This window comes from Pontibacter pudoricolor (genome assembly GCF_010092985.1).
Classification (GTDB): Bacteria; Bacteroidota; Bacteroidia; order Cytophagales; family Hymenobacteraceae; genus Pontibacter; species Pontibacter pudoricolor.
The window spans coordinates 4,297,758-4,318,054 of record NZ_CP048106.1; the positions used below are offsets into that span (position 1 = coordinate 4,297,758).

Here is a 20,297-nt window from a genome sequence, read left to right on the forward strand (position 1 = left end):
CTCCTACCTCCCTGTAAAGAACAGTGCATAAATAGCAGAAACTATAAAGTTTACTCCGATGGATAGTACTATAAAACCCATAATGCGGGACAATGCCGACAACCCTGACTTACCCATATACCGTGTAAGCTGGTGCGAAAAACGCAGGATAATATAGCAAACTATAGCCAGCAGCACGATAGAAACAAGGATCAACCCCATGTCCAGGTAAGACAGCGACGTGGTATACATGGCGATGCTGACCGCAATGGCTCCCGGACCGGAAAGCATAGGCATGGCCAGTGGCGTGAACGAAATATCTTCTTTATGCTGCCCTTCTTCTACTACTTCAGGAGAGATTTTCTTTTTACTTGCTCCCGGGCTTAGCAGTTCAAAACCTGCGCGCATAATCATTAAACCACCGGCAATGCGCAGGTCGTGGATGCGGATACCAAAAAAGTTAAGCACGTACTGCCCTGCCAGGAAAAACACGGCCAGAATACCTACCATGTACAAACAGGCTTTAAGTGCTTGCTGGTTACGTTGTGCCGGTGTGTCGTCCTGGGTAAGCGTAAGAAAGACCGGCATGGCACCAAACGGGTTTACTACAGAAAATAAAGCAGAAAAAGTGGCAAGAATGATTTCCATTAAAGATTGTGCGGTTTCAGAAAAAGTTAAGCTATCAATATAAGGCTTTGTGTATATAAATCAAAGTCTATCTTATTGTTGCTGCATATTACTATAGTTGAGGCGGGTTGGTTTAACTATAATCCTTATTTTTGAGGAACGAACACTCAAATCCCTATCTATGAAAGGAGAAGTAAAGCTTGGTATACTGGGCGGCGGGCAACTAGGCCGTATGCTGATGCAGGCCGGACTCGATTTTAACATCTATACCCTAGTGCTGGACCCTGATGAGAATGCACCTTGCAAAGACATCTGTAACGAGTTTTTTGTAGGCAGCTTTCGCGATTTTGATACCGTGTACGAATTTGGGAAGCAGTGCGACATACTAACTATAGAAATTGAGCACGTAAATGCTGATGCCCTTGAAAAGCTGGAGCAGGAAGGCGTAAAAGTTTACCCCGATGCCAAAACTGTTCGCACCATTCAGGACAAAGGCCTGCAGAAAGAGTTCTTCCAAAAGCACAACATCCCGACATCAGACTTTATAGTTCTGAAAGATAAAACGGAACTGGAGCAGAATATTGAATTTTTGCCTGCGTTCCAGAAGCTGCGCCGCGAAGGCTACGATGGGAGAGGAGTGACCCGCATTGCCAGTGAAGCCGATTTTGGGAAAGGATTTGAAGAGCCAAGCGTACTGGAAAAACTGGTTGATTTTGAGAAAGAGATATCAGTTATAGTTGCGCGCAATCCAAATGGTGAAGTTACGGCTTTCCCGGTAGTAGAGCTCAGTTTCCACCCGGAGCATAATTTAGTTGATTCGCTTTTTGCACCTGCCAATGTAGCCTATAAATTACAGCGCCACGCCATTGAAATTGCTACCCGCGTTATTGAAGCTTTTGATATGGTAGGTATACTGGCTGTGGAAATGTTCCTGACCAAAGACGGACTTATATTAGTAAACGAAGTAGCTCCACGTCCGCACAACAGCGGGCACCATACTATAAAAGCTAACTATACCTCGCAGTACGAACAACACCTGCGCGCTATCCTTAACCTGCCACTAGGCTCTACCGAAATACAAAGTGCTGCGGTTATGCTGAACCTGCTTGGCGAACCTGGCTTTGATGGCGAAGCAAAATACGAAGGGCTGCAGGAAGCCTTGGCTGTACCGGGCGTATACATTCATTTATATGGCAAAAAGTTTACCCGGCCAGCCCGCAAAATGGGACATATCACCGTGCTGGGGCAAACGATAGAAGAAGCACAGCAGCGTGCCGAGCAAATTAAAAACGTAATCAAAGTAAAAGCATAAAACGATGGCCGAGCAAACTACAAATACACAACCACTGGTAGGTATCATCATGGGCAGCCAGTCTGACCTTAAAATAATGGATGCCGCTGCCGAGATACTGGAAACACTGGGCGTACCTTACGAGCTAACTATAGTTTCGGCACACCGCACTCCGCACCGTATGTTTGAGTACGCAGAGCAGGCCCGTAAAAAAGGACTGAAAGTAATTATAGCCGGAGCCGGTGGCGCAGCGCATTTGCCGGGTATGGTGGCATCGTTAACTACCTTGCCTGTAATAGGTGTGCCCGTAAAATCAAGTAACTCTATCGATGGCTGGGATTCAGTGTTATCCATATTGCAGATGCCGGGTGGCGTGCCTGTAGCAACTGTAGCGTTGGATGGAGCTTTAAATGCTGGCATACTGGCCGCTCAGATCATAGGAACTACAAATGCTGCTGTGGCGGATAAACTGGAGAAGTATAAGTCAGGGTTGAAAGATAAAGTAATGCGCTCAGTGGATGAACTAAAACGCGGCGACAGAGACCTGGATTAGAAGTTCATATCAGAACAGACGAAAAATGGCGTGAGCGTCCACGCTCGCGCCAAACTATAGTTGGGCCCCTGACACTAGGCAACTATAAACAACAGTTTCTAATCGCTGTTCTTTGCTGCTTTGCTGTTTCGGACATCCTTGTCCGGAACTTAAGCTGTTGCGGACTTCCTTGTCCGCGTAACCCGTGAAACGTGGATTAGGAAGTCCCCGGCAGAGTGCTTTCGGACTTCCAAGTCCGAAACAGCTGTAGTTTAAAGTGTCAGCTCTCGCTCGCGTTCAGCAAGGGTAAACAACTATAAATCGTTAAAACAAAGATCCCCGGCAGATTAGCTACCGGGGATTTTTGTTTATAGTATCTGTAAGTAGAAATTACGCTACTTTCAATTTCTTCAGGCTTGATTTCTCAAACTTCTCACGGGCATAATCACCTGTTATTACTAAATCATGTGTTCCTTCTTCTGACGGCAGGTCGAACATAGCATCTGTCATAATACCTTCGCAGATAGAGCGCAGCCCACGGGCACCAAGTTTATACTCCGCAGCTTTTTCTACAATGTACTCCAGAGCACCTTCATCAAAGCTCAGGTTAATATTTTCCATCTCGAACAGGCGCTTGTACTGCTTCACGATAGAATTCTTAGGCTCCAGTAAGATCAATCGCAGCGTTTCCTTGTCAAGTGGGTCAAGGTGGGTAAGCACAGGCAAACGTCCGATAAGTTCAGGTATCAGGCCAAAGTTTTTCAGGTCCTGTGCTGATAAGTAACGCAGGAAGTTTTCGCCTTCTTCATTATCATCCTGCTTCGATTTAGAGAAGCCGATAGGACGGGTGTTCAAACGGTTTTTGATCAGTCTGTCGATACCAACAAAGGCACCACCGCAAATAAACAGGATGTTCTCTGTATTTACCGTGATCATTTTCTGCTCAGGGTGCTTGCGTCCGCCTTGTGGGGGTACGTTTACAACAGTACCTTCCAGTAACTTAAGCAGGGCCTGCTGCACACCTTCGCCGCTCACATCGCGGGTTATAGATGGGTTATCACTCTTACGGGCAATTTTATCAATCTCATCAATATAGACTATACCACGTTCAGCAGCTTCCACATTATAGTCAGCAGCCTGCAATAAACGGGTCAATATGCTTTCAACGTCTTCACCTACGTAACCAGCTTCCGTAAGTACAGTGGCATCGGCAATACAGAATGGTACCTGCAGAATGCCGGCCATCATACGGGCCAGGTAAGTTTTACCTGTACCGGTTTCGCCAACCATAATAATGTTCGATTTTTCGATCACTACTTCCTCGGATTCCCCTTCGTTGTGCTGCATCAGGCGCTTGTAGTGGTTATAAACCGCTACTGACATTACCTTCTTCGCGTCATCCTGGCCTACCACAAACTGGTCGAGATACGTTTTCATCTCGCGTGGCTTCATCAGGTTAAACTTAGGGCTGCGGCTGTTCGCTCTGATCTTGTTTTCTTCGTTTAGTATCTGTTGAGCTTGCCCGATACATCTGTCGCAGATATGCGCGTTTATGCCGGAGATCATTACCGATACATCCTTCTTGTTCTTGCCGCAAAATGAGCACGTAATTTCAGCCATAAGTATAAATTGATCCGGGGAATTCAGAGCGAATATTTCCTCGCTCAAAACAAAGGTACAAAATTGGAAGTTTAATAAACCATAAAAAATTTAAGACATCCTTTGCAAAACGCTCAAAAATACCCTAAAAATTAAATTATTTATATTACTCTATTTTTGGTTAAATGTTTGATTTGTAGCTAGTTGTATCAATAAGGTATCCACATGGCCCTGTTGATAAATTGTTTGAGATTCTTTCACTTTTCAGCCAGGGCTATAGTTGGCATACTATAAAACAACTATAAACTATAAACCCACTCCAATTTATGAAGTGGGTTTATAGTTTATAGTTTGGTTAAACTGGTTATTGCTTCTTGCGGGTCAGTACCTCATCTATCAAACCAAACTCTTTTGCTTCTTCAGCACGCATCCAGTAGTCACGCTCAGAGTTATCGTAAATATCCTGGTACGATTTGCCTGAGTGCTGCGCCAGAATCTCGTATAGTTCTTTCTTCAGTTTCAGGATCTCGCGGGCTGTGATCTCGATATCAGTTGCCTGGCCCTGCGCACCACCCATCGGCTGGTGAATCATAACGCGGGAGTGTGGCAGGGCAGAACGCTTGTCTTTAGCGCCACCAGCCAGCAATACAGCACCCATACTTGCAGCCAGACCAGTACAGATCGTTGCCACATCAGGGTTTACATATTGCATGGTATCGTAAATACCCAGACCGGCATATACCGAACCACCCGGCGAGTTAATATATAAAAGAATGTCCTTCTTCGCGTCAGCCGACTCCAGGAACAGCAGCTGTGCTGTGATGATGTTGGCTATAAAATCATCAACCTGCGTGCCCAGGAATATAATACGGTCCATGATCAGGCGTGAGAAAACGTCAATCTCACGGAAGTTGGTAGGGCGTTCCTCAATTACCGAGCGCGTCATGCTCTCGATGTTGTGCATTGCCTTTCCTTCTATGTGATGGATATATTGGTCTACGCCCAGCCCGCTCAGGCCCTGGCCTTTTACAGCGAATTTGCGGAACTCGTCTTTGTTAAACATCATAGTTGTTTGTGTTACGGTTTTGTCAAAAATAAAAAAGTCCTTTAAAACTAAAGGACTTTTTTGATAATATATTACTTAGTCGTCTTTAGAACGATAAGTTTCTGAAGTCCTCTGCAGAGATGTTTTTCTCTACAACAGTCATCTTTTCTTTTAGTTTAGCGAGCACCTTCTCGGCCAGCAGTTGCTCGTACTCATTAATATAGTTACGGCCGTTATCCTGCTGCAGATACTGCTGTGCATAGTTGTTCATGCTCTCAGCCAGTTCTTCTGGTATCTCAGGCATGTTAAACTGCGCCATCATCTTCTCTTTCGTGCTGCTTACAACTTCATCGTTGCTCACTTTCAGCTCGTTCTCTTCAACAACCTTGTTCTTGATCATCGACCACTTCAACTCCTTGGTATATTTGTCAAAGTTTTCTTCGATCTGCTCAGTTGTTAAACGGCCTTCGTTTGTAACTTGTAACCAGCGCTTAAAGAAATCAGCAGGAATATCAACAGCTACGTTGTCAACCAATGTGTCGATGATGTTGCGGTTAAGCAGGTTATCAGCTTCACGGTCGTAGTTCTCTTTTATAGTTTCACGGATTTTCGCATCAAACTCTTCTTCCGTAGTTATTGCGTCTTTACCGAAAAGCTTATCGAAAAGTTCTTGATTTAATTCAGCTTCTTCTGTGCGGTTGATCTTTTCTACAGTAAATTCAAACTCACCGTTCAGGTCAGCTGTTACGTCTTTGCTCAGGCCGGTTACGTGTGCAAGGGCAGCATTGTCATCACCAAAAGCCTTACGGATATCAAACTTGATAACATCACCAGCTTTTACACCGATAAACTGCTCTTTGCCAGCAACTACGCGGTTTGTCGGGATCAACGTCTTAGACTCAAACTCACCGTCAACCTGCTTCAGGTCGCCATAAATAAAATCACCTTCTTCTGATGTTTCAGGGTTGGTGGTTTTACCGAACTGGCGCTTAATGTTTTCGTAAGCTTCGTCAATTGTTTTCTTGTCCAGTTCAATTGCGTAACCGTCTACGCTCTTATCCAACGGAAGGTTGAAGTCAGGCAGTAAACCAACAGCATACGTAAATTCAAAGTCTTTCTGGTTATCCCAGTCAATGTTAGCCTGGCTTGGCTCCGGAAGTGGTTCGCCCAGCAGTTTTACATCATTATCCTTTATGTATTTAGAGATTTCTTCCTGAAGCAGTTTGTTTATCTGCTCTACTAGGATGCTCTTGCCATACATTTTTTTAACAAGGCCGGCAGGCACCTTACCAGGTCTGAAACCTTTGATCTGTGCTTTTTTGCTGAATTCCTTTACCTGCTGGTCTACTTTAGAAGCGTAATCTGCTTCTTCCAGAACCACCTTCAGTTGCGCATTAGTGCTGTCGGTTTGGTTTAATGTAATATTCAAGGCTATAAATTTTTAATTTGATACATCCAGTAATAACAAACCCCCAACATGACTGCTGAGGGTTTATTGTTTTGTTGTGCGGATGGAGGGACTCGAACCCCATGCCTCGCAGCGCTAGATCCTAAGTCTAGTGCGTCTACCAATTTCGCCACATCCGCATAATGTGTGCTTGTTTGTAATGATGATGCAAAATTACAACGCAGATTCTTATTTGCAATACCTGCCTCAAAAAAAAGTCAATTATTTTTCAGGGCTCATAGGTAACATGTTAATTATGTTTTATTTAGAGTTAAATAAATTTTTCAAACTATAGTTCAGGCCATGCAAACTTATAAGCTATAGTTGCTTTATCAGCCATAGTTATAGCAACCGGATAGGTTTTTATAACTATACCGTGCAGCTTTTGGCAGCTCCTATTGAAAGCATCTATTTATCCTGTATATTTGAAACTTACTAGGTTAGCAGCTGTTTTATACTTATATAGATAAAGGGTTGCATAGCTGTCTAGTGGTTACCCGCTTTTTCTGATACCCTGTTATTACTATGATCGATCCGGAAGCTGAACGCAAAGAGATCTTACGACTTTACAGAAGATTACTTCGGCATGCCAAGCCCTTTTTAAGGGATAATGATGCCAAGATTATAAAAAAAGCCTTTAACACATCTGTAGAGGCGCATAAAGACATGCGTCGCAAATCCGGTGAGCCTTATATCTATCACCCGATAGCCGTTGCACAGATAGCTGTGGAAGAAATTGGCCTGGGTACTACTTCTATAGTTGCTGCGCTTTTGCACGATGTGGTGGAAGATACCGAAATGGAGATCGAAGACGTGGAGCGTGACTTCGGGCCAAGTGTAGCACGCATTATAGAAGGGCTTACCAAGATCTCCGGTGTGTTTGATTACGGTACCTCGCAGCAAGCCGAGAACTTCCGTAAAATGCTGCTTACCCTCAGCGACGATGTGCGGGTTATACTGATAAAGCTGGCTGACCGACTGCATAACATGCGTACGCTCGATAGCATGCCTCGCCACAAGCAGCTTAAAATTGCATCTGAGACCATGTACCTGTATGCGCCGCTGGCACACCGTTTAGGTTTATATGCTATAAAATCAGAGCTCGAGGATCTGTACTTAAAATATACCGATACAGCTACCTATAAGGATATATCAAACAAGATCAGGCAGACGCGTGCTGCCCGCAGTAAGTTTATTAAAGATTTTATTGCGCCTATCGAGGAGGAACTGGACAAGCACGGCTTTAAATTTAACATCAAAGGCCGGCCAAAGTCTATATACTCCATCCTTAAAAAAATAAAGAAACAGAACATTACGTTCGAAGAGGTTTACGACCTGTTTGCTATCCGCATTACGCTGGATGTACCCTTCGAGAACGAGAAAGCAGCCTGCTGGCAGGTATACTCTATTATAACAGACTTTTACCAGCCAAACCCGGACCGCCTCCGCGACTGGGTAAATACGCCAAAAGCTAACGGATACGAATCGCTGCATACTACGGTAATGAGTAAATCGGGCCAATGGGTGGAGGTGCAGATCCGTACCAAACGTATGGATGAGATCGCTGAACGCGGCTATGCTGCACACTGGAAATATAAAGACGGTGCGGGCAACGAATCGGGGCTGGAACAATGGATAAACAAAGTGCGCGATATGCTGGAGAATAATACCGGCAACGCGCTTGAGTTTATGGATGAGTTCCGCAAAAACCTTTTCGTGGAAGAGGTGTTTGTGTTTACGCCGAAAGGTGAGCTCATCATTTTGCCGGATAAAGCTACTGCCCTCGATTTTGCTTTTGAGATCCATAGTCAGATCGGGTTGCAATGCCTGGGTGCAAAGGTCAACCAGAAACTAGTTCCGCTCAGCTACAGGCTTTATAATGGAGACCAGGTTGAGATACTTACTTCGCAGAAGCAAAAACCGAACGAGGAATGGCTGAACTATGCGGTTACTTCCAAGGCACGGTCCCGTATAAAAGAGGCGCTGCGCGAGGAACGCAAACATAAAACAGAACAGGGTAAAGTTTTGCTTGATAAACGTCTGGCGCAGCTCAAGATAGCCGATAACCAGGCAAACATGAACAAGTTGATGGCTTTCTTTAATGTGCCATCGGTTCAGGATCTGTACTATAGACTGGCAATCGGCCACATCGATACAAAAAACATTAAAGAGGTTATCTTTACAGCCACCGCCGAAAAAGGAAGCTCTACTCTGGACCCTAAAAGTTTTGACAGGGAAGTGCAGAAAATCCGTGGTGTGAACTCAGATATGCTTGTGATAGGGGAGAACACCTCTAACATGAACTATAAAATAGCCAGCTGTTGCAACCCGATACCAGGCGATGATGTGTTTGGCTTCGAGACCGGCGATGAGGATATCGAGATACACCGTACCAACTGCCAGCGCGCCATCGAACTGATGTCGAACTATGGCAACCGCGTAGTAAGGGCGAAATGGACAGATCAGAAAGAACTGGCTTTCCTGGCAGGTATCCGGATAAAAGGGACTGATAGGGTAGGTTTGGTAAACGACCTGACACGTATTATCTCGAACAGCTTACGGGTAAACATGCGTTCTATAACTATAGATTCGCATGACGGCATTTTTGAAGGCAATATTATGGTGTTCGTGAACGATACCGGCCACCTTGATAAACTGATGCAGCGCATGGGGAAAGTGAACGGTATACTTACTGTTGAACGTTTCGATTAAGAGTATGTTAAAATTTTGTTTTTGCATGCGAGAATCAGCCAGAAAGGGTTCTGACGAAATGTTTTTAGAGCCGCATAGCAGCGCTACGTGGCGAAAAAAAGATGAAGTCAGGTTCCTTTAAGGGTGCTTCGTAGCACAAAAGATGAATTTTGAACATGGTCTAAGGCTGGCAGTAAACTATAAAACAAGCACATGGCATTAAATCCTATAAAATTTGAAGAGGTAAAGAAGATTTTTACCGCCTACCTGGAAAGCAAGGGGCTTCGCAAAACTCCGGAGCGCTACGCCATCCTGGAGGAGATATATTCCCGCGACGGGCACTTTGATGTGGAGTCGCTTTATATTAGTATGAAGAACAAGAACTATCAGGTGAGCCGGGCAACTGTTTATAACACCCTGGACCTGCTGGTAGAAAACGACCTGGTAAGCAAGCACCAGTTCGGCCGTAACCTGGCGCAGTACGAAAAGTCGTATGGGTATCGCCAGCACGACCACGTGATCTGTACGGAGTGCCACAAAGTGGTTGAATTTTGCGATCCAAGGGTACATCAGATCCAAACTATGGTGGGCGAACTACTAAATTTTCATATCTTGCACCATTCTCTAAATCTTTACGGTATTTGCGGCGATTGCCGCGCCAAAAAAGCAACTATAGAGCAGAAACATGAAGTACCAGACAGAGCTTAAAGATGATTTGCTATTTGTGCGGCTGGAGGGCGACCTTATAGTTGGGAAAGATACGCAGCAAATGATCGATGAAGTGGATGGACTACAGGGTGGCAAAGTTTTTCTCTGCGCTGTCGATCTTTCTAATGTACGGTTTATAGATAGTAGTGGTATGGGCGTGCTTGTATCATTGCTTACCAAATTCAGGAACAGGGGTGGTGAGCTTGTGCTCATTAAACCATCAGAACATATCCGCAAGCTGCTGATCGTTACAAAGCTCAATGCTATTTTCACGATTGCTGAAAATGACGATTACGCGGCACAATTCTTAAAAGAATCAATTTACTAACACTTAAATGGCAGTTGATATTTTATTAGGTCTGCAGTGGGGCGACGAAGGCAAAGGCAAAATCGTTGACGTACTGGCACCTACCTATGACATTGTAGCCCGTTTCCAGGGTGGTCCGAATGCAGGACATACGTTAGAGTTTGAAGGCACCAAGCATGTGCTGCACCAGATCCCATCCGGAATTTTCCATCCGCATATCCAGAACATAATTGGCAATGGCGTAGTGCTAGACCCAATCGTGTTCCGCATAGAAATGCAGAAACTACAGGACCGTGGTCTAGATGCTGCCAAAAACCTGTTCATCTCTAAAAAAGCATCGCTTATTCTTCCGTCGCATAAGATTTTAGACAGAGTATCAGAAGAAGCGTTGGGCAGCGGCAAGATTGGTTCTACTTTAAAAGGCATTGGCCCGACGTATCAGGATAAAATTGGTCGTGTTGGCTTACGTGTGGGCGATATTCTGGCTGCTGATTTCCAGGATCGTTATAATAAACTGGTAGAGCGCCACCGCAAAACTGTTGAGTTCTATGGCCAGTCGCTTGAACTGGGCGAACAGGAGCAATTGTTCTTTGAGGCTGTAGATTATCTGCGTAGCCTAAAACTGGTTGACACGGAGTATATGATTAACGAAGCCCTGCAAAGCGGCAAACGTATTCTGGCCGAAGGCGCTCAAGGCTCTTTACTGGATGTTGACTTCGGAACTTACCCATTTGTAACGTCTTCCACAACTATGGTTGCTGGTGCATGCACAGGTTTAGGTGTTGCTCCTAAATACATAGGCGAAGTATACGGAATCTTTAAAGCATACTGCACGCGTGTAGGTAGTGGCCCATTCCCGACAGAGTTATTGAACGAAGAAGGAGAAGCTATCCGCCAGGCAGGCCGCGAATTCGGTTCAACAACTGGTCGTCCGCGTCGTTGTGGCTGGGTAGATCTGCCAACACTTAAGTATAGTATCATGCTGAACGGGGTTACCCAGCTTAACATGATGAAAGCCGATGTGCTGACAGATTTTGATACTATAAAAGTGTGCACGCACTATAGATTAGCTTCAGGAGAGATAACAGACCAACTGCCACACTCACTGGACGAGGCAGGCTTAGAGCCTATTTATGAAGAACTGCCAGGCTGGAGAGTAGATCTGAATAAAATAGACACTACAGAAGAATTACCGGAAGCTTTTAAGAGTTACCTTTCTTATATAGAGTCGCATCTAAATGTACCTATTACTATAGTATCAGTAGGGCCAGATAGAAAGAGTACCTTAAAAAGAGAAGCTGAGAAAGTATAAGCTTAATAAGTAACATAAAGAAAGGCTCCTGTAACAGGGAGCCTTTCTTCTTTATAGTTGCTATAGTTGTAAGATTATAGTGGATAGTTAGAAATGACGGTAACTATAAAAACTTTAAAAGCAGAGTAAAGAGTAATATGTAGTAATAATAGACTAATTCTATAATTGTAGGCATCGGTTCTAAAAGTTTTGACTCCTTCCGGAACTTTGCCCCATCAGGAAGCTGTTACCACTCTACGCCCGGGGCCGCCGGGCAAGAGCTAGGGAGCCGCAAGTTGCGCTCATGACAGCTTGTCAATGCTAAAGTGTTGAGGGTTGTGAAATTTTTCTCTGTCATTTTCAGCGACTTAGTGCAGAGGGCAGAAAAACTTCACCAGTCACCCTTGCAAGACAGCAAAGTCTTTGTACTTTTGCATCCCGTTCAGCAGGAAGGGAAGCGAGAAGTTGGAAAGGGAAGCTGGAAGCGGGAGGTAAACCCCCATCTGCTACGAGAGGAGCTGCATTTCAGCTACCGGGCCTTCGAAAAAAAACTTCAGAAAAACTTTTGATGAGCACTTGCAAAAGCGGAACTGATTGCCGTATCTTTGCACTCCCAAGCAGCGGCCGGCTGAAGGGGAGGCCTTGAAAAAGGAAGCCTGAAAAAAGAAAGAAAATAAAATAGCGGCAGGGTGTTGCGGATTGAAAAAAAGCTGCTACCTTTGCACTCCCAAACGACGCTGGTTTGCTTCAAACAGCAGCAGGCTGGCGGGAAACAAGCAGAATGAATACACAAGGCTTACAGCAGGTAGGCTTCCCGGTTGAGGCCGGGGCTATTTCCGGAACAATTCACGACAGGTGAAGGGGGAAGGGAAAAAGAGTTCTTTGAGAGATTGGTTGAAACAAGACAAGCACAATGAATACCATTTGGTAGCAATAGCAAATGAAGAGCTAAGTTTTTAAGACAAGGGCCGGATCAGGCGAGACATTTGTAACCTTCGGGTTACAAGAAATAATTTTCTTACAATGGAGAGTTTGATCCTGGCTCAGGATGAACGCTAGCGGCAGGCCTAATACATGCAAGTCGAACGAATCCAGGGACTTCGGTTTCTGGGTTAGTGGCGCACGGGTGCGTAACGCGTATGCAACCTACCTTCCACAGGGGGATAGCCTTCCGAAAGGGAGATTAATACCGCATAACATCATTTGAGGGCATCCGAAGATGATCAAAGATTTATCGGTGGAAGATGGGCATGCGTGCCATTAGTTAGTTGGTAGGGTAACGGCCTACCAAGACTTCGATGGCTAGGGGTTCTGAGAGGATGGTCCCCCACACTGGTACTGAGACACGGACCAGACTCCTACGGGAGGCAGCAGTAGGGAATATTGGGCAATGGAAGAGATTCTGACCCAGCCATGCCGCGTGCAGGAAGAAGGCCTTCTGGGTTGTAAACTGCTTTTATCTGGGAAGAAAACGCTCCTGCGGGAGTAACTGACGGTACCAGATGAATAAGCACCGGCTAACTCCGTGCCAGCAGCCGCGGTAATACGGAGGGTGCAAGCGTTGTCCGGATTTATTGGGTTTAAAGGGTGCGTAGGCGGCCCTGTAAGTCAGCGGTGAAATCCCAGGGCTCAACCCTGGAACTGCCGTTGATACTGCAGGGCTTGAGTTCGGTTAAGGCGGGCGGAACTGGTGGTGTAGCGGTGAAATGCATAGATACCACCAAGAACCCCGATTGCGTAGGCAGCTCGCTGAGCCGAAACTGACGCTGAGGCACGAAAGCGTGGGGAGCGAACAGGATTAGATACCCTGGTAGTCCACGCCGTAAACGATGAATACTCGATGTTAGCGATACACTGTTAGCGTCCAAGCGAAAGCGTTAAGTATTCCACCTGGGGAGTACGCCCGCAAGGGTGAAACTCAAAGGAATTGACGGGGGCCCGCACAAGCGGTGGAGCATGTGGTTTAATTCGATGATACGCGAGGAACCTTACCTAGGCTAGAATGCGCGTGACCGCCTCAGAGATGAGGCTTTCCTTCGGGACACAAAGCAAGGTGCTGCATGGCTGTCGTCAGCTCGTGCCGTGAGGTGTTGGGTTAAGTCCCGCAACGAGCGCAACCCCTACCTTTAGTTGCCAGCGCGTCATGGCGGGGACTCTAAAGGGACTGCCTTCGCAAGAAGTGAGGAAGGCGGGGACGACGTCAAGTCATCATGGCCCTTACGCCTAGGGCTACACACGTGCTACAATGGCCGGTACAGAGGGTCGCCACCTAGTGATAGGGCGCCAATCTCAAAAAGCCGGTCTCAGTTCGGATCGGAGTCTGCAACTCGACTCCGTGAAGCCGGAATCGCTAGTAATCGCGCATCAGCAATGGCGCGGTGAATACGTTCCCGGGCCTTGTACACACCGCCCGTCAAGCCATGGAAGTCAGGGAGACCTGAAGCCGGTGACCGTCATAGGAGCCGTCTAGGGTAAAACTGGTAACTGGGGCTAAGTCGTAACAAGGTAGCCGTACCGGAAGGTGCGGCTGGATCACCTCCTTTCTAGAGCACATGGTCCGGCCCTTTTGTTTTTACCCTCGGGTAAAAGCACTTATGCTTACGCTTATAATTACATGGGCTAACTTGTTTCAACTTCTCTTTAAAGATTCTTTTTAAACCTATTATTGACTGGTGCCAGGCTGCCGTGTAGCCCGGACCTAAGCGGGCTTGTAGCTCAGGTGGTTAGAGCGCTACACTGATAATGTAGAGGTCCGTGGTTCGAGTCCACGCAGGCCCACTCCTCGTTCTCAGACCAGGCTTGACAGACAAGTCCCGGCTTGAAGCATACTTGGGGATTAGCTCAGCTGGCTAGAGCGCCTGCTTTGCACGCAGGAGGTCAACGGTTCGACTCCGTTATTCTCCACCAGACAACCTGCCCTTGTGGCACGGGAAAATACTTAAGTAAAGACGACAGGTTTTTACTTCTACATCTTAAGGGCAGTTAACAAGAGAAGGCAGGAAAGGTAACTTTCTAACTTTCTGACTTTTTAACTCTTCACTTGAGAAACCGTTCTTTGACATGATGGAAAAAAGAGAAGTAAGAAGAGTTTTAGTTAGAGATAACTAGAGCTTGGAATACGAGCAAAGAGAAAAGAAGTAGAGAAAAGACTGCGGGCCGGCACAGTTTCGACTGTGACGGCCGGGAACGCAGAGAAGGGCGTACGGGGGATGCCTAGGCTCTCAGAGGCGATGAAGGACGCGACAAGCTGCGATAAGCTGCGGGTAGGAGCACATATCCATTGATCCGCAGATGTCCGAATGGGGCAACCCAGTGTATTGAAGATACACTACCCTACGGGGGGCAAACCCGGGGAACTGAAACATCTAAGTACCCGGAGGAAGAGAAAATAACTAATGATTGCGTAAGTAGTGGCGAGCGAACGCGCAAGAGCCCAAACCAGTTCTGTTACGGCAGGGCTGGGGTTGTAGGACCACGATGTGGGACCAAAAAAGGAAGTGCAAGTACCTGGGAAGGTACACCGGAGAAGGTGATAGTCCTGTGCACGTAAGCTTTTTGGCCCTAGTGGTATCCTGAGTAGGGCGGGACCGGAGAAATCCCGCCTGAATCCAGCGGCACCATCCGCTAAGGCTAAATACTCCTGAGAGACCGATAGTGAACCAGTACCGTGAGGGAAAGGTGAAAAGTACCCTGAATAAGGGGGTGAAATAGATCCTGAAACCGTGCGCCTACAAGCGGTCGGAGGCCTTTAGTGGGCTGACGGCGTGCCTTTTGCATAATGAGCCTACGAGTTGCTCCTCTCTGGCAAGGTTAAGCGTTTGAAAGCGCGGAGCCGCAGCGAAAGCGAGTCTGAATAGGGCGTGTAGTCAGAGGGGGCAGACGCGAAACTTTGTGATCTACCCATGGGCAGGATGAAGCTGTGGTAACACACAGTGGAGGTCCGAACCAGTTTACGTTGAAAAGTATTTGGATGACCTGTGGGTAGGGGTGAAAGGCCAATCAAACTGAGAAATAGCTCGTACTCCCCGAAATGCCTTTAGGGGCAGCGTCGTGGTGGAGTCAAGCGGAGGTAGAGCTACCGATAGGACTAGGGGGAGTCACATCCTACCGAATCCTGACGAACTCCGAATGCCGCTTTGATATACACGGCAGTGAGGCCAGGGGTGCTAAGGTCCCTGGCCGAGAGGGAAAGAACCCAGACCGTCGGCTAAGGTCCCAAGTTCATACTAAGTTGAACAAAGGAGGTCCAGTTGCTTAGACAGCCAGGATGTTGGCTTGGAAGCAGCCATTCATTTAAAGAGTGCGTAACAGCTCACTGGTCGAGCGACAGGGCATCGATAATAATCGGGCATCAAGTATGGCACCGAAGCTGCGGATTATACCTTATGGTATACTGGTAGGGGAGCATTCCAAGGGCGATGAAGGCATCTCGGCAAGAGGTGCTGGAGCGCTTGGAAAAGCAAATGTAGGCATAAGTAACGATAATGCGGGCGAGAAACCCGCACACCGAAAGACCAAGGTTTCCTGATCAACGCTAATCGGATCAGGGTTAGTCGGGTCCTAAGGCCGAGGCGAAAGCGCAGGTCGATGGACAGCTGGTTAATATTCCAGCACCGGCTATGTATAGCGATGCGGTGACGGAGAAGTGAAAGGACCGCGCACTGACGGAATAGTGCGTTGAAGGCCGTAGGTAGTGGAAGGGGAGTTAAGTACCCCCATCTAGCTGAAAGCTGATAGTACTCCAAGGCTTCGGCCGCGGAGATAGTGTCCCTAATCCGGCTCCCAAGAAAACCCGCTAAGCGTTTAAATACATAGCCGCCCGTACCGCAAACCGACACAGGTGGTCGAGGAGAGAATCCTAAGGTGCTCGAGTGAATCACGGCCAAGGAACTCGGCAAAATGGCCCTGTAACTTCGGGAGAAGGGGCGCTTCCTTGTAGCAATACAAGAAGCCGCAGTGAAAAGGCCCAGGCGACTGTTTAACAAAAACACATGGCTTTGCTAAATCGAGAGATGACGTATAAGGCCTGACACCTGCCCGGTGCCGGAAGGTTAAGAGGGGATGTTAGTTCAGCAATGGGCGAAGCATTGAATCGAAGCCCCGGTAAACGGCGGCCGTAACTATAACGGTCCTAAGGTAGCGAAATTCCTTGTCGGGTAAGTTCCGACCTGCACGAATGGTGTAACGATCTGGGCGCTGTCTCAGCCGTGAGCTCGGTGAAATTGTAGTCTCGGTGAAGATGCCGAGTACCCGCAACGGGACGGAAAGACCCCATGAACCTTTACTATAGCTTAGCATTGACGCTGGGTAACTCATGTGTAGGATAGGCCGGAGGCTATGAAGCGGTGTCGCTAGGCATCGTGGAGCCAACCTTGAAATACGGCCCTTGAGTTGCTTGGCGCCTAACCTGACCAAAGGGGACAGTGCTTGGTGGGTAGTTTGACTGGGGTGGTCGCCTCCAAAACAGTAACGGAGGCTTTCAAAGGTACCCTCAGTACGCTTGGTAACCGTACGCAGAGCGCAATAGCACAAGGGTGCTTGACTGTGAGGCCTACAAGCCGAGCAGGGTCGAAAGACGGATATAGTGATCCGGTGGTTCCGCATGGAAGGGCCATCGCTCAAAGGATAAAAGGTACTCTGGGGATAACAGGCTGATCTCCCCCAAGAGCTCATATCGACGGGGAGGTTTGGCACCTCGATGTCGGCTCGTCACGTCCTGGGGCTGGAGAAGGTCCCAAGGGTTCGGCTGTTCGCCGATTAAAGTGGCACGCGAGCTGGGTTCAGAACGTCGTGAGACAGTTCGGTCCCTATCTGTTGCGGGCGTTGGAGATTTGCGGGGTTCTGACCTTAGTACGAGAGGACCGGGTTGGACGAGCCGCTGGTGCACCTGTTGTATCGCCAGATGCAGCGCAGGGTAGCTACGCTCGGATGGGATAAGCGCTGAAAGCATCTAAGTGCGAAACCCACCCCAAGATGAGATCTCCCTGTAAGGGCCGTCAGAGACGATGACGTTGATAGGTGGCAGGTGTAAAGGTAGAAATACCACAGCCGAGCCATACTAATTGCCCGGGAGCGTTCCCACCCCGAAAGGGAAAGCGAGCCGGTTCCGAAAGGACCTGCCCGCAGCTTTTTCTCCTTCCACACGCAAAAGCACTCTTTTTTTCCTTCATTGTCATAAAATACGACGCACGGCACCCCCCGTGTAAAAATAATGGTGGCTATGGCTCCGGTGAGCACCTCTTCCCATCCCGAACAGAGAAGTTAAGCCCGGACGCGCCGATGGTACTGGTGTCACAACCGGGAGAGTAGGTGGCCGCCAACCCTATAACCAGCACCCCCGTTAGCAATAGCGGGGGGTGTTGCCGTTTTATGGCAACCTACGGAGAATATAAGAAATAAGAAGTTAAATTGATAGAGGATAACTTTAGTTTGCTTTATCTATAGTTTGTTTGATCAGGCATTATTGGCATTAACTTCAACATTTCAATTGGTTTGCTCTTTCTTGGTTATGAAAACATGTTAGCCATCAGGCTAAGCATGGTCTTTAGAAAATTAATGCTCTTTCGGACTTCCTGGTCTTAAATCACGCTGCCTGGGGTTTCCTGGTCTCTTTAGTTTTAGACTTCCTTGTAGTCTGACAAGAATGTACGCAGCAGGTGGGGGAGGGACCCACTTTTAAGTTTCGGACACAAATGTCCCAAACAGCAATTTATCCTCCTTAGCTCTGTCAATTTGTACATCTCTTCGTACTAGACCTTAGTTATACCCGTTGTTTCTTTGGTATTTCCTGTTTAACTTGAACTATGGCTTTTGTTTATCCTGCCTTCTTGTTTGTATTGGCTGCTACAGGTATCCCTGTAATACTCCATTTGGTTCAGTTAAGGAGAGCAAAAAGGATAGAGTTTAGTAATATTCGGTTTATTAAAGCTTCTCAGGAAGTAACTGCCAGCCAGCGTAAGTTAAAGGATCTGCTGATACTTCTTTGCAGGATTCTTTTTATTCTATTCCTGGTACTTGCCTTTGCTCAGCCCTTTCTACCTGGTACAGGCTCACAATTAACTGTCGGTAACGATGTCACGGTCATTATTGATAATTCTTATAGTATGCAGAACATGCATGCTGAAAAGGATGTGTCGCTGCTTACTTACGCTTCCGATAAAGCTAAAACCGTTTTCAATTTGTTTCCTCCTAATTCGGTTTTTTCTGTATTAGACAACAATACACATTCCAGTAACAGGTACCCTTCTAATGAGGAAGCTGTTTCAGCTTTAAATGCTTTAGATTATAGTTCCAGCAGATCTGCAACTATAAAGTCTCCAGCTAATTCCCACTTGTTCCTTTTCTCAGATTTCCAGCGAAATCAATTTAAAAATACAGCTTTTGCTAAACTGGACTCTACAACGCAGGTTCATCTTTTACCTTTAGAACCTGCTAGTTATTCTAATATTTTTATTGACTCTGTTTATCTGGAAGATGCATTTATCAGATCCGGAGGTGAGGTTGTGTTGCATGTTATAGTTCATAATGCCGGCACTGAGGCCCGTGGAGATGTTCCTGTTAAGCTACTGGTAAATGGAGATCAATTGGCTGCTTTAAGTATTGATCTGCCAGCGAAACAGGCAACCGAAGCAACTATAAATTTCAGAGTAGGTGATAAGAAGAGTAATTTGGCAGCTATAACTATAGATGATTATCCGGTTGAGTTTGATAATACCTATTATTTTGTGCTGACACCTTCTGCAGGGGTAAGCATTGTGGAGATATCGGATGGCGAAACTATAAACTTAAAGGATCTTTACAATAAGGAACCATTATTTAACTATACGCTTTACAACTCGAGTAATATAAACTATGGGCGCGTAGGGGAAGCAGATGCAGTATTGCTGAACGGACTGGAAAATATAAGCTCGGCGCTTGCCACAACTATAACAAACTATATTCAGGACGGTGGAACGGTAATAATTTCGCCTCCCATATCGGGCAGTTTAAGTGGCTACGAAAGCTTTTTCAATCAGTCCGGAATCTCTGCCCGAATTTCTATACCCGAAGGTAATAAATCTGAGTTGCTGCCACCTGCTGCTGATAACCCTTTTTTCAGGGGAATATTTGCAGATTATGATAAAAAGATGCAGATGCCTTCAGCGATCCGGAACTTAAGTTGGTCAAGAGCTTCGGATGATATTTTAAAATATAGAGGAGGAGCTTCCTTTCTGTCGCGTTTTGAAAGAGGGAAAGGGCAGGTTTATCTGATGGCTGCACCACTGCAAGAAGACTATAATACATTGGTAAATCATGCCTTACTGCTGCCGGTGATGTATAAAGTAGCGATCAGTGGCTATAAGCAGGAACAGGAACTGGCTTATACGTTAAATACTAACACTATAAAGTTACCTGTTACACAAGCTACAACCCGCGAAGGCATTTATAAACTGGAAAAAGACAGTCTGTCTTTCATCCCGGAGCAACAGATACGTGGAGGTAATTTATACCTGAACATCCCCCAGACCTGAATGAAGCAGGTATCTATAACCTAACATTAAATGGTGAGGTGGCTGGTACAGTAGCTTTTAACTATGATAACCGAGAGTCTTTTCTGGAGGTTTATACGCCGGATGAATTGCGCAGCATGATAGGTACAGACCGAAAAAATATGCATGTATATGACTATGGCGATGCCTTTTCGGTGAAGAATGAATTTGAAAAACGATATTTTGGCGTGAAGCTTTGGAAATATTGTCTAATATTGTGTCTGTTTTTCCTGATGGCCGAAATAGCCCTTA

11 protein-coding genes, 3 tRNA genes and 3 rRNA genes are annotated in these 20,297 nt (G+C 46.5%); 12 read left to right on the forward strand and 5 right to left on the reverse strand.

The window, feature by feature from the left end; genetic code table 11:
• Positions 1-3: 3 nt before the first annotated feature.
• The gene (locus GSQ66_RS18530; RefSeq protein ID WP_162428826.1) at positions 4-627 is read right to left on the reverse strand and encodes a MarC family NAAT transporter; all 624 of its coding nucleotides are present in this window, start codon (positions 625-627) and stop codon (positions 4-6) included.
• Positions 628-787: 160 nt separating this feature from the next.
• On the opposite strand from GSQ66_RS18530, the gene GSQ66_RS18535 reads away from it, so the two are divergent.
• Entirely contained in the window at positions 788-1,918 is a 1,131-nt protein-coding gene (locus GSQ66_RS18535) for a 5-(carboxyamino)imidazole ribonucleotide synthase (RefSeq protein ID WP_162428827.1), read from the forward strand.
• A 4-nt stretch (positions 1,919-1,922) separates the two neighbouring features.
• Positions 1,923-2,450 carry a 5-(carboxyamino)imidazole ribonucleotide mutase gene (gene purE, locus GSQ66_RS18540; RefSeq protein ID WP_162428828.1) on the forward strand — a complete coding sequence of 176 codons (528 nt, stop codon included), beginning with the start codon at positions 1,923-1,925 and terminating at the stop codon, positions 2,448-2,450.
• A gap of 369 nt (positions 2,451-2,819) precedes the next feature.
• On the opposite strand, the gene clpX is transcribed toward purE, so the two are convergent.
• The 4 genes from clpX to GSQ66_RS18560 all read right to left on the reverse strand — a co-directional run bounded on the left by clpX (position 2,820) and on the right by GSQ66_RS18560 (position 6,660).
• Positions 2,820-4,049 carry an ATP-dependent Clp protease ATP-binding subunit ClpX gene (gene clpX, locus GSQ66_RS18545; RefSeq protein WP_162428829.1) on the reverse strand — a complete coding sequence of 410 codons (1,230 nt, stop codon included), beginning with the start codon at positions 4,047-4,049 and terminating at the stop codon, positions 2,820-2,822.
• A 343-nt stretch (positions 4,050-4,392) separates the two neighbouring features.
• Positions 4,393-5,091, reverse strand: a complete 699-nt coding sequence (locus GSQ66_RS18550) for a ClpP family protease (protein WP_317164246.1) — start codon at positions 5,089-5,091, stop codon at positions 4,393-4,395.
• Positions 5,092-5,179: 88 nt separating this feature from the next.
• Positions 5,180-6,502 (reverse strand): trigger factor, encoded by a 1,323-nt coding sequence (gene tig, locus GSQ66_RS18555; RefSeq protein ID WP_162428831.1) that lies wholly within the window; start codon positions 6,500-6,502, stop codon positions 5,180-5,182.
• Between the two features lie 77 nt (positions 6,503-6,579).
• Positions 6,580-6,660, reverse strand: a tRNA-Leu gene (locus GSQ66_RS18560).
• Between the two features lie 385 nt (positions 6,661-7,045).
• Here GSQ66_RS18560 and GSQ66_RS18565 point away from each other — a divergent pair.
• The 10 genes from GSQ66_RS18565 to GSQ66_RS18615 all read left to right on the forward strand — a co-directional run bounded on the left by GSQ66_RS18565 (position 7,046) and on the right by GSQ66_RS18615 (position 20,027).
• Positions 7,046-9,232, forward strand: a complete 2,187-nt coding sequence (locus GSQ66_RS18565; RefSeq protein ID WP_394351418.1) for a RelA/SpoT family protein — start codon at positions 7,046-7,048, stop codon at positions 9,230-9,232.
• Positions 9,233-9,424: 192 nt separating this feature from the next.
• Positions 9,425-9,919: a Fur family transcriptional regulator gene (locus tag GSQ66_RS18570; protein ID WP_162428832.1), complete on the forward strand. Its 495-nt coding sequence runs from the start codon at positions 9,425-9,427 to the stop codon at positions 9,917-9,919.
• The gene (locus tag GSQ66_RS18575) at positions 9,897-10,247 is read left to right on the forward strand and encodes an STAS domain-containing protein (protein WP_162428833.1); all 351 of its coding nucleotides are present in this window, start codon (positions 9,897-9,899) and stop codon (positions 10,245-10,247) included. The genes GSQ66_RS18570 and GSQ66_RS18575 overlap by 23 nt, the downstream gene beginning before the upstream one ends.
• Before the next feature lie 7 nt (positions 10,248-10,254).
• The gene (locus tag GSQ66_RS18580) at positions 10,255-11,538 is read left to right on the forward strand and encodes an adenylosuccinate synthase (RefSeq protein ID WP_162428834.1); all 1,284 of its coding nucleotides are present in this window, start codon (positions 10,255-10,257) and stop codon (positions 11,536-11,538) included.
• A gap of 999 nt (positions 11,539-12,537) precedes the next feature.
• A 16S ribosomal RNA gene (locus GSQ66_RS18585) occupies positions 12,538-14,060 on the forward strand.
• A gap of 161 nt (positions 14,061-14,221) precedes the next feature.
• Positions 14,222-14,295: transfer RNA gene (locus GSQ66_RS18590), tRNA-Ile, on the forward strand.
• A gap of 53 nt (positions 14,296-14,348) precedes the next feature.
• Positions 14,349-14,424 (forward strand) — tRNA-Ala (locus GSQ66_RS18595).
• Between the two features lie 275 nt (positions 14,425-14,699).
• Positions 14,700-17,599 (forward strand): 23S ribosomal RNA (locus GSQ66_RS18600).
• A gap of 128 nt (positions 17,600-17,727) precedes the next feature.
• Positions 17,728-17,839, forward strand: a 5S ribosomal RNA gene (gene rrf, locus GSQ66_RS18610).
• Together the 16S, 23S and 5S rRNA genes with 2 tRNA genes alongside form the textbook arrangement of a ribosomal RNA operon.
• Before the next feature lie 481 nt (positions 17,840-18,320).
• A complete protein-coding gene (locus GSQ66_RS18615; RefSeq protein ID WP_162428835.1) occupies positions 18,321-20,027 on the forward strand; it encodes a BatA domain-containing protein in 1,707 nt (568 codons plus the stop codon).
• The last annotated feature ends 270 nt before the right edge of the window (positions 20,028-20,297 follow it).